The organism is Streptococcus raffinosi (assembly GCF_030284685.1).
Classification (GTDB): domain Bacteria; phylum Bacillota; class Bacilli; order Lactobacillales; family Streptococcaceae; genus Streptococcus; species Streptococcus raffinosi.
In genome coordinates this window covers 62,263-75,223 of sequence record NZ_JASUZV010000002.1, presented here as the reverse complement: position 1 = coordinate 75,223, position 12,961 = coordinate 62,263, and the positions used below count along the sequence as shown (strand labels likewise).

Here is a 12,961-nt window from a genome sequence, read left to right as displayed (position 1 = left end):
ACTTTCTCAATGAACAAGGAATTAACTATGACAAATCAAACTGTAATGCAATATTTTGAATGGTATCTTCCAAGCGATGGACAACATTGGAATCACTTGGCTGAAGATGCCCAACATCTCTCAGACCTTGGTATTAGCCATGTTTGGATGCCACCTGCTTTTAAAGGCACTAATAAGGATGATGTCGGTTACGGAGTCTATGACCTCTTTGACCTAGGCGAATTCGATCAAAAGGGTACTATTCGCACTAAGTACGGTTTCAAAGATGAATATCTCAATGCTATTAATCGCCTCAAAGACGTTGGTATTGTACCCATGGCTGACGTCGTCCTTAATCACAAGGCAGCAGCGGATAAACTCGAGACCTTCGAAGTGGTCGAAGTTGACCCAGAGGATCGTACAAAAGAAATCAGCAAGCCTTTTGAAATTGAAGGGTGGACACATTTCACATTTGATGGTCGTCAAAAGGCCTACAACGATTTTGAATGGCACTGGTACCACTTTAATGGGACTGACTTCGATGCCAAACGAAATAAAAGTGGTATCTATCTCATCCAAGGTGACAACAAAGGCTGGGCAAACAACGACTTAGTTGACAATGAAAATGGTAACTTTGACTACCTTATGTATGCCAACCTAGACTATAAACATCCTGAGGTTATCAAAAATATTTACGAATGGGCTGACTGGTTCGTTCAAACAACTGGGGTCCAAGGTTTCCGAATGGATGCCATCAAGCACATTGATTCTTTCTTTATGCGTAACTTCATCCGTGATGTCAAAGAAAAACAGGGGCAGGACTTCTATGTCTTTGGTGAGTTTTGGAATGCCAAGGAAGAAGATAATAATACCTATCTCGAGAAAACTGAAAACCGCTTTGACCTTGTGGATGTTCGCCTTCATAACAATTTATACGATGCCAGCCTGGAAGGATCCGATTACGATTTGACGACTATTTTCGATCAAACCTTGGTCAAAAATCACCCAGAGCATGCGGTAACCTTCGTAGAGAACCACGATACCCAACGTGGACAGGCTCTAGAATCAACTGTTGAAGAATGGTTTAAGCCAGCTGCTTACGCTCTTATTCTACTTCGTGAAGATGGTCTTCCTTGCCTGTTTTATGGGGACTACTATGGTATCAAAGGGGAGTTTGCTCAGGAAAGTTTCCAAGAGGTCTTAGACACCCTACTTTACGCTCGTAAAGAATTAGCTTACGGAGAGCAAACAGACTACTTTGACGACCCTAACTGTATCGGATGGACACGCTCTGGCAACGAAGGCGGTACTCCATTAGCCGTAACCATTTCTAATGATGTTGCTAACAGCAAAACTATGGAAATTGGCAGTGATTGGGCTGGACAAACCTTCCATGACATCCTTGGAAACTGCTCTGATACTGTAACCATTGATGAAGACGGATGGGGGGACTTCCCAGTTTCTGAAAAATCTGTCAGCGTTTGGACAATTCAAGACTAAGAAAAAAAGCTCGATTTGAGCTTTTTTTCGTTTCATAAAATTCCTGCGATAGTTTTGACTATATCACGATTGACTTCAACATTATGGACACGAACAATTTGACATCCCTTGCTAACAGCATAACCAGATAGAGCAGCTGTCCCTTGATCACGATCCTTGGCAGGAATATTTCCACCTAGGAGATAATCCATAACACGCTTCCGAGAAATCCCAAAAAGAACAGGATACCCAAGTCCAACAACCTTGTCCAAGCCTTTAAGCAGATCTATATTGTGTTGGACATTTTTAGCAAAACCAAAGCCAGGATCAATCCAAATATTTTCCTTGGCCACACCTGCTTTAAGAGCAGCTTGCGCACGTTGATTGAGAAAGGCACAGACATCTTCAGTGATATCATTGTAAACCTCTTCTTTTTGATTGTGCATTAGGATGATTGGCACGTCTTTCTCAGCAGCTAAAGCTAACATCTGACCATCATAAAGCCCTGCCCAAACATCATTAAGAATATCCGCACCTGCTTCAAGAGCAACTCTAGCAGTAGCTGTCTTGTAGGTATCAATACTGACGAGAACGTCATAATTTGCCTTAATAGCTTGTATAATTGGCACAATACGAGCAATCTCTTCTTCCTCGGTAACAAATTCTGCTCCGGGTCCTGTAGATTCACCACCCACATCAATAATACTAGCCCCTTGAGCAATCATACGCTCAACCTGAGCTAGTGCATCTTCTATTGTGTCAAAATCACCACCGTCTGAAAAAGAATCTGGGGTGACATTCAAGATTCCCATAATGCAGGCCTTACCTGCAATTTCATGTTTACCAATAAACATTTTAACTCCTAAAAATCACGCATCAAAGAAAGAATTTCCTTACGTTCTTCACGGTCTTCTTTATAGAGGCCTTTAGCAACTGTTGTGATGGTCTTACTTCCTGGTTTCTTAATACCACGCATGGTCATACACATGTGTTCTGCTTCCACCATGACAAAAACACCTCGAGGATTAAGAGCTTCTTCAAGCGCTGTAGCGACTTGATCTGTCAGACGTTCTTGCAATTGTGGACGACGGGCCGCGACTTCAACAGCACGTGCCAATTTTGAGAGTCCAGTCACCTTATCCCCACTTGGCAGATAAGCTACATGAGCCTTTCCATAGAAGGGAACCAAGTGATGCTCACACATAGAGTAAAAAGGAATATCCTTGACAAGGACAACTTCGTCATGTACCTCTGAGAAGACTGCTGTAAACTGATCTTTAGGGTCTTCATTTAAACCTGAAAACATCTCAGCATACATCTTAGCCACACGTTTTGGCGTATCCAAAAGACCTTCACGCTCAGGATTCTCACCCAAAGCTTCCAATAATTGATAGACTGCTTGTTCTACTTTTTCTTGATTTGCCATAATTTCCTCTTGAAACGTTATAGTACTATCTATTATAACTCATTTTGCTCGATTTTTCTAGCAAAAAATAAAATTGCCTAGCTGAATTCTAACTAAAAAAAGCGAAGACTCCCCGTCACATGGGGACTATCTTCGCTTGTCTTTATTTAATCTTTTAAGTGGTAAGAATATGATGAAATGACAATATTCTCACGCCATTTGAGATAATATTTCAATCGTAAACTCATCTGGTTGTGAAGCATGGTTTGCCATGATTTTTTCGGAACAAACTGTGGAATCATAACAGTCAGAGTCGCATTCTCCTTTTCAGCCTGAGTAGCTACTTCGTCTACATATTGAATAGTTGACTGCGTAATTGAACTGTAAGGTGATTGGATATGAACCATCTCGATTTCTGGGAAATATTTTTTAAACTCTTGTTCGGTTTCCTTATCCTTGTTCTCTGTATCTTTAGTAGACACATGCATAGCGATAACCTTATCACCAATAGAACGTGCATAAGAAATAGCACCAATATTAGCCTTTGTAACATTCCCCACCAAGATAAGGACGATATTGCCTTGATAATGATGTTCTTTGACTTGACCATCAATACGCAATTGTTGAGCAACCCCATTGTAATGTTTCTTAATCTTAAGGAACATCCACATCAAAATAGCAATAATTGGGAAGAATGGCCAAATATCTCCTAGACGGAAAAGGAAGAGAATGAGGACGATAGCATAACAAATTAGGGCACCTAAAATATTAGCTAAAGAGTGTTTCCAGAAGCCCTTGCCGTATTCACGAATCCAATGGACAACCATACCTGTTTGAGAAAGTGCAAACGGAATGAACACCCCTATTGTATAAAGCGGAATCAAACGTTCCGTATTTCCTCGGAAAATGAATAAGAGAGTAATGGCCCCAATAGCCAGCGTCAAGATACCGTTAGAGTATCCCATACGTGCACCTTTTTCAAGATACATATGAGGCATGTATTTATTCTTAGCCATATTAAAGGACAACATCGGAAAGGCTGAAAAACCAGTATTTGCTGCTACTGCAAGAATCATAGCAGTTGAGAATTGGAAGATATAAAATAAGATACTACCAATCCATGAATAGCCAAGAATTTCTCTAGCCATCTGTGCCAAAATTGTCACACCTGAATGAGGTGTAATGCCAGTCCACCAGTTTAGGAAGGTAATTCCAGCAAACATAATCCCCAAGATGCTTGACATGATAAAGAGGGTTGATGCAGCGTTTTTAGGCTTAGGTTTCTTAAAGAAAGGCACTGCATTAGAAATAGCTTCCACCCCTGTCAATGAAGCCGAACCTGATGTAAAGGCCCTTAAAATAAGAATCACTGACACACCTGTAATCGGTTGACCTAAATGGGCCGTAGCCGCATAAGGCATATGCCCCGTTAAGATCTGTAAGAAACCAAATCCTAATAAGAATATCGTTGAGACAATAAAGAGATAAACAGGAATCATCAGAGATTTTGCCGATTCACGCATTCCCCTGAGGTTCATCACCATCAAAACAAGAACCAAAATCATTGAGATTTCCAGATTATAGGGATGAAGTAAAGGAATAGCTGAGGTAATGGCATCCGCACCTGAGGCAACTGAAACGGCTACTGTCAACATATAGTCGACTAAGAGACTACCTCCAGCTATCAAACCAAACTTAGGTGACAGATTTTCCGAAGTTACCATGTAGGCGCCACCACCCTGTGGATAGGCCTTAATTACCTGTCTGTAAGAAATAGTAAGGCTAGCCAAAAGGACTAAAACCAAAACCCCAATAGGGATAGACCACCAAATAGCAGCGCTTGATACCGCCATCAACACCAATACAACCTGCTCAGGACCGTATGCGATAGATGATAGAGCATCACTCGACAACATGGCTAATGCTTGAACCTTAGATAATAAGTGATCATCACTGCTATTATCCTGGGTCAAGGGTTCACCTATTAAAATGTTTTTCAGACGTTGAAGCATTTTTTTCTCCTTACATTTAAAACATATGGGGTATTATACGCCCATAAGACTTATCTTTCAAGTCTAAACGTTATTTTTTCGCTCTAAAAGCCATTTTCGAACTTGGGAAATAAAGTAAAGAGATCCTGTAATAACATATAATTTGTCCTTATCAGCTGATACATGATTCTTGATCCAAGTTTGGAAGTCTGAGACCTTTTTGTAAGCAGCTGGATACTTGTCCAATTTGACACTATTTGGATACTCAAAGCTGGTTACTGTCAAATCACCGACCGACTCTAACTGAGCCAACATACTATCAATAGGCTTGGTATCAATAGCTGCAAAAAGCAATTCAATATCCTTATCCGCATATTCTGATTTTAACAAATCAATCAAGACCTTAACACTCTCGTTATTATGAGCACCATCTATCATGAGATTAGGCATCAAAAACTCTGTTCGACCTAGCCAACTAGCATGAGCTAAGGCAGCCTTAATGAGGTCAGGGGTCACTTCTGGATAATCTTTTTGAAGCAGCAAAGAAGCCATAATGGCCAAACTAGCATTAGCCACCTGATGCTGACCAGCCATAGCCAATGAGATATTTTCTAGCTTTTGTTCCTCGTAAGCAAAATCAAAGGAATGACTTGTCCCTTTAGCTGTGAAATCTTTTCCTAACTCGTAGGTCTTAGCCCCTTCTTCATGTGCTTTCTTTTCAAAGACTGCTCGAACATCATCTCGCTCAGTCGCAAAAATAAAGGGAGCTCCATTTTTCAAAACACCAGCCTTTTCTGCCGCAATTTCAGTATGAGTATTTCCCAAAACCGCCTGATGATCCAGACCAATAGATGGACAGATGACCGCTAGAGGACTAAATAGATTAGTCGAATCATGCAAGCCGCCCATTCCAGCCTCTATAAATGCAATATCCACAGGATGGACTTGTCCAAAGTAGAGAAACATCAAGACTGTGATAATCTCAAACTCTGTCGCATTTTCATGCTCTGTCTCTTTTGGTAGACGCTCAACTACAGGCTTAACACGTTCAACCAAGCCGAGCAAATCCTCTTCTGAAATCATCTGACCATTGACAGAAATTCGTTCCTTAAAATCAATAATGTAGGGCGAGGTAAAGGTTCCAACTTCATAACCTGCTTGACTAAAAATCGTTTGTAGGGCATTTACCGTAGACCCTTTTCCATTAGTCCCAACGATATGCACAGCCTTCAAATTGTCTTGTGGGTTTCCTAGTTCTTCAAGCATCCAGGCCATACGTTCCAAACCTGGCTTAATGCCAAACTTCAACTGACCGTGAATCCACTCTAACGCTTCTTGATAAGTCATCCTTACTCCTTCTTTCAGATTTATTCTTTGATTGAGGTATATACTTGTTTTTACCCAATCATAGTTGCTTTTAGACAAAAATTGTAATACCTCTTTAACCTTCATATTATATCAAAGACTTAGAAGGTTAACCAAAAAATGCAAAAAAGACAACCCTAAGGTCGTCTCTTAAGCATTCTCTTTTTCGTCAATAACAAGACGAACCTTCTTACCTTGAGTAGGTACCGAATAGACAATCGCTCTTATCGCCGTAATAGTACGTCCTTTTTTCCCGATAACACGCCCAATGTCTGTTGGGTCGAGGTCAAGATGGTACTCCAAAAACTCAGCGCCATCAATAATTTTAATGGTCAACTGGTCTGGTGAAGCAATTAAAGGTTTAACGATAGCGATAATAAGATTTTCAATGGTATCCATAGGCTAAAAAATTATTTTGAGAATTTTGATTCGTGGAATTTCTTCATAACGCCTTCTTTTGAAAGGATGTTACGAACTGTATCTGAAGGTTGTGCACCTTTAGACAACCATTCAAGAATACGATCTTCTTTGATTGATACTTGGTTTTCTTCAACGAGTGGGTTGTAAGTACCAACTGTTTCGATGAAACGTCCATCACGTGGAGCACGTGAGTCTGCAACGTTAATACGGTAGAAAGGTTTTTTCTTAGAACCCATACGAGTCAAACGGATTTTTACTGCCATTTTTAATATCTCTTTTCTTTAGTTTTTTATTATGGTGGAGGCATTGACTACCTCTCGACCTTATCTAGTATACCATAACATTTTTATGTGTCAAGAAAAAAACTTGACAGACTCAAATTTTCAACAAAAAAAGTTAGAGACAACCTCTAACTCACTTTTTACCTATTTTTTGCTTGTAGTCTTATGATTTTTTTCGTAAGCCACTTTTGCTTCAGCATATTCAGCTTCTAAGCCTTTAGCTGTCGCTTTTGAGACCTTCTCATAAGTATCACGGCTAGTCAGTTTACCATCTTCATTATATGTAGAAACAACCAAGGTATCCTTATTAACAGTATACGACTTGGTTCGTTTTCCTTTGCGATAAAGTCTATAGTTATCGACATTATCCGAAATATAGTAATCCACTAAGTTCTTATCGGCATTTGGATAAAGTTCTGAGACCACCCGAGTCAACTCACGCTTAAATTCTGAGACTTCCTTGGTATAGGTAATAGACTTATTCCACTGATCAACAACTTGATACTCCTTCAGATAATCTGAAGCCGTAAAAGTAGGCTGGTCCTCCTTACCCTTAGTATAGAAGTAAGAATGTGTCTGTAGGTTATTGGAATGGTCAACCTTAAGGAAAGAAACATAAATTTCATTATTGTTTTCATGCTCCTTAAGAGCGTTGGTTAACTTGCCAGAATTCTCATCCAAGACTTTTGACGTTTTTAATTCCCAAGTCCCCTCAATGTTACCTGAAGCGTTACGCCAAAAGCCATAAACACCACCAATCAACAGCATCAAAACAACGGCAATAAGGCTAGAAATCAAGGCCCCTTTACCCCAATTTTTTGCCTTCTGTGATTTTTTATCAATGTTCTGAACACTTTCTAGAAGACGAATCTGACTTTCCAATCTCTTTTCTAGTTTGTCTACAGTCTGATCTTCTTTGGACTTGACTTTATCAGCAAGCTTTTCGGCCTTTTTCTTATCACGAGCAGCCTGACGAGCAATTTTCTTGGCCTCTTTTTCTTCTTTTCGGTTGGCTTTTTTCAAGTCCTCAGAACTGTCATGATATTGTGATTCATTGCTAAACACTGGAATATCCTGAATAGTTGCACTCGCAGCACCTGCTGAATGGCTTACTGAATCCGGACGTGTTGGCGCATAACTAGCCAACCGTTCTTTAGCTTCAGCGACACGTTGACGCTGTTCTTCTTCCTTTTGAAGAACCTCAGCTTCACGACCTGATTGAAGCGTCTTCACTTGGAAAACAGTTTCTTGGGATAGCGCTTTTCTCTTTTCTTGAGCAGCATTAGCTAGGGCCTCTTGTGCGTCGTTACGCTCTTTTTGAGACTGGGCTAGTGCTTTTGCGGTTGCAGTTTCTCCATCTAATGATTGATCAGGCGATGCTTGTCCTTGATCAGACGGTACTTGATTAGTTACTTGGCTTGAGTCTGACTCCTCAGAGAGGATAAACTCTCCTCTTTCTAGAGCCTCTTTAAAATCAATAGGCCTCGGCTTTCGCCCATTGACAGCCTCAAAGTATTCTAACCATTCGTCTTTCAACATAATAAATCCCCCTAAATTAAAAAACACATGATTAACGTTACTATTTTAACATATTTCAAAACATAAAAATAGGGACTAACAAGAATTCTAAAAACTCTTATTAAATCCCCAATTAATCTTGTTTTGGTGTAACGGATAATAACTGCACAAAACGGTGCTGTGCTGACTCCGTTTCTAAGGAAACATTGTCATATCTGAAGAGAATTTCTTCGATATTTGCTAAACCTAAACCACGACCTGTTCCCTTGGTCGAAAAGCCTCTTTTCTTCAAAGGAGTTATGTCAATAGAATCTTCCTTAGTTGAATTTTCAACAGCAATCACCGATTGTCCCTCCATCTTGAAGATAGCAATAGACAACTTTGGTGTCTCTGACAGAACAGCTGCCTCAATAGCATTATCGCAGAGGATTGATGTAATAGTAATCAAATCCAAGGCACGCATATCTGTGAAGAAAACACCTTCTTCAACCTCTACATGGCAATGAATTCCTTTATCAAACGCCTCAGCCAGTTTAGAAGACAAAAGGCTCTTGAGTGGCATATTGGTAACATGTGTTAGTTTCGCCAAATCAAATTTCTGTTGCTTCAAATCTGATGCTGAATCTTTAAGGACAGTGTCATAAATCATCTTAATCTGGTCAATATCTCTCATCTGTATCGCCTCACTAAGCGAAATCAGAACATTGGTATAATCATGACGAAAACAACGTAGTGTTTCATAAAGGCTCTCAACTTGCTCAGAATACTTTTCTAAATCATCCAAGTGACGACGATTTTCTTTTCGACGCTGATTTTCAAAGTACTCATCTGCATACTTATTGACACTATATACAGCAAAAAGGATAGATGCAAAACCAACTAAGGTTACGATAGGACCAGCATAGTAGAGTGAAAAGAATTGCGAAGCTACAACCACAGCATAGTTAAGAATCACATAACTAATCAAGATAAAGTTAGTGAAAAACATAATTCGACTAAACTTACGGTCTCGCTCCAAGACCCTTAAAGATTTAAAGTCAATATTAAGAAGCTTGGAAAGAGCAACAAAGGTTGGAACAATTAAAAGGTCAAAGAAAATAAAATAAAGATAACTCTTGTTGAGAAAATCTGAAGTGATATTAAAGGCTGGCATTAAGAAATAAGAATAACCATTAAATATCAACAGATAAATGACTAGAGGATAGAAGGCGTAGAAGGCCAACATATTGGCCGTTCTTTCCTTGCCAAAGAAATAGGCATAGAAAAGAAGATAGAAAGGCGTCATAAAGGACAAGCCGACCCCAAAAGAAGAACCGAGTAATCCTCCTAGGAATTCTACTAAGAAAGCCAAGGGGAGAACCAGACGGGGAACCCTAACTAAACTGGTCTGTTCATAAATCCATTGTATGACGATAAAATGCAAAAGATATTCTAATGCAATTTGAAAATCAATCATCATCTGATAGTTAGCCACCTCCTTCTAGTCATAATATGTAAACGGCAAAAGCCACGCTACTATTTTATCACAATTTCCGTCAATAGATGAGATAAAACTGAATAATCGTCTCGGATTTCAGAAAATTTTTAATAACTATTAGAGAAGAAGGATAGGCTAGATACTTTAACGGTTTTTCAATCGTTCCAAAAGTTCCTTTTTACGTGTTCGCGAAAGGAGGCAAGACTCATTTTCATCAAAGAAAACCATATTGGCAGTACGATCCACACTTGTCACATTGTTGACATTAACGACAAAAGAGCGATGGGTTTGGAAGAAGATATCATCCAGTTTTGCCACCTCTGCAATTTTCCCATAAAATTCAACCAAGCTTGTCTTGGTATGGGCAATCAACTTATGTGGAACAGGAGCTGTCTCAATATACAAAATGTCATTATAAGGAATACTGACATCATTTTTATCCGTTTTAACAGTGAGACTCTGTGTCTTCGTTTCTTGCTCAACTTGCGACTGGGCAAAATCCAAAAGCTCTACCAAAGCTCTCTTGAGATCCACATCTTCCATGGATTTATCCACAAAATCAAGGGCTTGAATCTTATAACGAAAAGTCAAAGGCATAAACTCCGAGTAGGCTGTTACAAAAGCAATTTGTGCCTTCAAGTCTTCTTTTCGAATCTCCAAACCAATATCTAGTCCCTGCTTGGTCTGATTTTTGAGGTCAATATCCAGAAGGTAAATCATGGATTTACCTGAACCTCTGTCAGCATCTAACAATTCCTGACCATTCTCAAAGAACGTGATGTCATTAACAACAGCCTTAGACTCCTCAACCGCTTCGTCCAATAAGCGACCAACACGGTGACGCTGTAAGGCATCATCTTCCAGGATGATAATAGAAAGCATCTTATTTCCCTCTTTCTTTCTAATGTACTTTAGCATACCTACTTGTCATTTTATCATATTTAAGCGGATATTATTCTTTTTTTCTGTATAAAGTCTTTTTTAACGACCAAGTTTCTATTTATATAACAATTGTTATATTGTTGTCACTTTATATTCATTTTCAGATGGTATCATTAGAACTGTTTTTGTTTTATATTAAAAAGGAGAAAGTTATGTTACGTTTTACTGAAAGGCAAGGATTCCATTCAAGGACCTTGTTAACCCTTGCAACTGTTGGTATCATGAGTGTTTTTCTTTTGGGACATTCTCAGACAGCTTCTGCTGATCAGACTTATGTCTCAGATTCCACTCAGGCACTGACTTTTGCTGAACTTGAGACAGGTACAAATCCTGGTACTAGCACTCAAACACAGGCTGCTATTGCTTCTGAAGCACCTGCTACCGTCACCACAATCTCACACACCTCTGTGGATGACCAACATACACATGAAAATGATTTTAATCAATCTACCTCAACTACTCCAACTTTTGACGAATTAGCTCAAAATAGTCAAACAGCAAGTAGCACTGTTAATCGTCAGACCGGAGTCATAACCTATGAGACTAAGATTCCGACAAGTTCAGAAAGTCATTCTCAATCTCAAGAAAATAAAGCAACATCAAAGACCGAAACTGTCGCACAAGCACAAACCTGGTCAAAAGATGGTGCTACATGGGTTTCAACGACAATTGACAATGGCAATGTTCATAAAATTTTGTCTACCTATTTTCCAAAACCATTAACAGACACGACAAAACCAGCGACTACTGGAACTTCTAAACCTAAAACATCAAGTTCTACGGCTAACCAACCCAAGAAACCAGCTACAGTTGCAAACAAGCCTTCAACAACTGCAACTATTCAGCCTAAGAAGCCTGTGACTACCGAAAATAAGCCCACAGCTTCAGGCCAAGCTACTAAACCAGTTGACCGAGTGGCGCAAGTATGGCAAAAGAACAACGTTCTCGTCAAAGAAAATTACAACACACCTCATTGGTCAAGTAATGAAGCAACCATCTTCATCAAAGCTAAAACACCAGAGATTGTGACTGCTTACAAGGAAGCTATTACCTCTTGGAACAATACTGGAGCCTTTAACTTCCTACTTACCGACGATAAACTAAAAGCTAACATTATTGCTGATGAACGTTATGAAGAAAATGTAGCATCTCCTCTTGGAGTTACCTACTCTACTTATTATGTCCCAACCAAGCAATATAACAATGCTACCGTTTACCTGAATAGCTTCCATGTTAAAAACAACTACTACCAAAAAAATGGTGGTAAACTCCTTAACACTGCCCAACACGAACTGGGACATGCGATTGGACTTGACCATAATAGTGCAGTTGCCTCTGTTATGGAACCTAAGGGTGGAAAAACAAGTATCCAACCTATTGATATTAACAATGTTAAGAAGCTCTATGGTAAGATTGTTTAAGGTATCAAACCATTACTATCATTTACAAGCAGAACCTGAGGGATCTGCTTTTTTAATAAAGTGAGATGACCATTCAAGACTATTAATTGACTGTTCATGATTTTTTCTTACACTTTTTAAGAATATGTAAAGTTGTATTCCATATTTCTGGTAAAATAGAAAATGTAAAGAGAGACTGGATGAGGCAAAAAGTTATTTTTATAAGTTTTTACTCACTATTCTCATAAACAGAATAAAATATAGTCTAGGAACCCTTCTTAACATTTATACCTATCTTCCCCAAACACTTTTCCCCCATTCCTAGATTTCCAGATCTCTCCTAAATTAACGTCTAGCTGCTTTAGTTAGACGTTTTTTCTTTTATCTACTTTCCATAAATACATTTCTTAGGATACTGTAATAGTAATCACTCAAAATAGATTGTACAAAGATACCGTTCAAGACCATTAATTGACTGTTCGTGATATTTTTTTACATTTTTAAAGATTATGTAAGCATTTTGCTGATTTTTTTGGTAGAATAGATAGTGTAAAGAGGGAACGAATGAGTTCAAGATAAATATTTTATCATTTGAAACTTATTGTTCTCATGAACGTTTTTGATAGTCTAGGAACCCTTCTTAACATTTATACCTATCTTCCCCAAACACTTTTCCCCCATTCCTAGATTATCAGTTCTCTCAC

The 12,961-nt window shown here is 39.0% G+C and carries 11 protein-coding genes; 2 read left to right on the top strand and 9 right to left on the bottom strand.

Features of this window, described 5'->3' with window-relative positions; genetic code table 11:
• The first annotated feature begins 27 nt into the window (after window positions 1–27).
• Window positions 28–1,479, top strand: coding sequence for an alpha-amylase (locus QRD39_RS01815; RefSeq protein WP_285955455.1), 1,452 nt, complete (start codon window positions 28–30; stop codon window positions 1,477–1,479).
• Between the two features lie 32 nt (window positions 1,480–1,511).
• Here QRD39_RS01815 and folP read toward each other — a convergent pair whose 3' ends face one another.
• The 9 genes from folP to QRD39_RS01770 form a co-directional block, all read right to left on the bottom strand.
• A complete protein-coding gene (folP, locus tag QRD39_RS01810) occupies window positions 1,512–2,312 on the bottom strand; it encodes a dihydropteroate synthase (RefSeq protein WP_285955454.1) in 801 nt (266 codons plus the stop codon).
• Between the two features lie 8 nt (window positions 2,313–2,320).
• A complete protein-coding gene (gene folE / locus QRD39_RS01805; RefSeq protein ID WP_002884345.1) occupies window positions 2,321–2,884 on the bottom strand; it encodes a GTP cyclohydrolase I FolE in 564 nt (187 codons plus the stop codon).
• A gap of 146 nt (window positions 2,885–3,030) precedes the next feature.
• On the bottom strand, window positions 3,031–4,875 hold the full coding sequence (locus QRD39_RS01800; protein ID WP_285955453.1) for an APC family permease: 1,845 nt from the start codon (window positions 4,873–4,875) through the stop codon (window positions 3,031–3,033).
• A 63-nt stretch (window positions 4,876–4,938) separates the two neighbouring features.
• On the bottom strand, window positions 4,939–6,201 hold the full coding sequence (locus QRD39_RS01795; RefSeq protein ID WP_285955452.1) for a bifunctional folylpolyglutamate synthase/dihydrofolate synthase: 1,263 nt from the start codon (window positions 6,199–6,201) through the stop codon (window positions 4,939–4,941).
• A 168-nt stretch (window positions 6,202–6,369) separates the two neighbouring features.
• On the bottom strand, window positions 6,370–6,618 hold the full coding sequence (locus QRD39_RS01790) for a KH domain-containing protein (RefSeq protein ID WP_285955451.1): 249 nt from the start codon (window positions 6,616–6,618) through the stop codon (window positions 6,370–6,372).
• An 11-nt stretch (window positions 6,619–6,629) separates the two neighbouring features.
• On the bottom strand, window positions 6,630–6,902 hold the full coding sequence (rpsP, locus tag QRD39_RS01785; RefSeq protein WP_002887709.1) for a 30S ribosomal protein S16: 273 nt from the start codon (window positions 6,900–6,902) through the stop codon (window positions 6,630–6,632).
• Between the two features lie 162 nt (window positions 6,903–7,064).
• A complete protein-coding gene (locus QRD39_RS01780; protein WP_285955450.1) occupies window positions 7,065–8,459 on the bottom strand; it encodes a hypothetical protein in 1,395 nt (464 codons plus the stop codon).
• A 112-nt stretch (window positions 8,460–8,571) separates the two neighbouring features.
• The gene (locus QRD39_RS01775; RefSeq protein ID WP_285955449.1) at window positions 8,572–9,897 is read right to left on the bottom strand and encodes a sensor histidine kinase; all 1,326 of its coding nucleotides are present in this window, start codon (window positions 9,895–9,897) and stop codon (window positions 8,572–8,574) included.
• A 162-nt stretch (window positions 9,898–10,059) separates the two neighbouring features.
• Window positions 10,060–10,797 carry a LytR/AlgR family response regulator transcription factor gene (locus QRD39_RS01770; RefSeq protein ID WP_285955448.1) on the bottom strand — a complete coding sequence of 246 codons (738 nt, stop codon included), beginning with the start codon at window positions 10,795–10,797 and terminating at the stop codon, window positions 10,060–10,062.
• Between the two features lie 212 nt (window positions 10,798–11,009).
• Here QRD39_RS01770 and QRD39_RS01765 point away from each other — a divergent pair, with 212 nt between their 5' ends.
• Window positions 11,010–12,278: a matrixin family metalloprotease gene (locus tag QRD39_RS01765; protein ID WP_285955447.1), complete on the top strand. Its 1,269-nt coding sequence runs from the start codon at window positions 11,010–11,012 to the stop codon at window positions 12,276–12,278.
• The last annotated feature ends 683 nt before the right edge of the window (window positions 12,279–12,961 follow it).

Coding starts and splice junctions, on each gene's coding strand:
- QRD39_RS01815 (WP_285955455.1), top strand. CDS start 28: ATGACAAATCAAACTGTAATGCAATATTTTGAATGGTATCTTCCAAGC.
- folE (WP_002884345.1), bottom strand. CDS start 2,884: ATGGCAAATCAAGAAAAAGTAGAACAAGCAGTCTATCAATTATTGGAA.
- QRD39_RS01765 (WP_285955447.1), top strand. CDS start 11,010: ATGTTACGTTTTACTGAAAGGCAAGGATTCCATTCAAGGACCTTGTTA.
- QRD39_RS01795 (WP_285955452.1), bottom strand. CDS start 6,201: ATGACTTATCAAGAAGCGTTAGAGTGGATTCACGGTCAGTTGAAGTTT.
- folP (WP_285955454.1), bottom strand. CDS start 2,312: ATGTTTATTGGTAAACATGAAATTGCAGGTAAGGCCTGCATTATGGGA.
- rpsP (WP_002887709.1), bottom strand. CDS start 6,902: ATGGCAGTAAAAATCCGTTTGACTCGTATGGGTTCTAAGAAAAAACCT.
- QRD39_RS01800 (WP_285955453.1), bottom strand. CDS start 4,875: ATGCTTCAACGTCTGAAAAACATTTTAATAGGTGAACCCTTGACCCAG.
- QRD39_RS01790 (WP_285955451.1), bottom strand. CDS start 6,618: ATGGATACCATTGAAAATCTTATTATCGCTATCGTTAAACCTTTAATT.
- QRD39_RS01775 (WP_285955449.1), bottom strand. CDS start 9,897: ATGATGATTGATTTTCAAATTGCATTAGAATATCTTTTGCATTTTATC.
- QRD39_RS01770 (WP_285955448.1), bottom strand. CDS start 10,797: ATGCTTTCTATTATCATCCTGGAAGATGATGCCTTACAGCGTCACCGT.
- QRD39_RS01780 (WP_285955450.1), bottom strand. CDS start 8,459: ATGTTGAAAGACGAATGGTTAGAATACTTTGAGGCTGTCAATGGGCGA.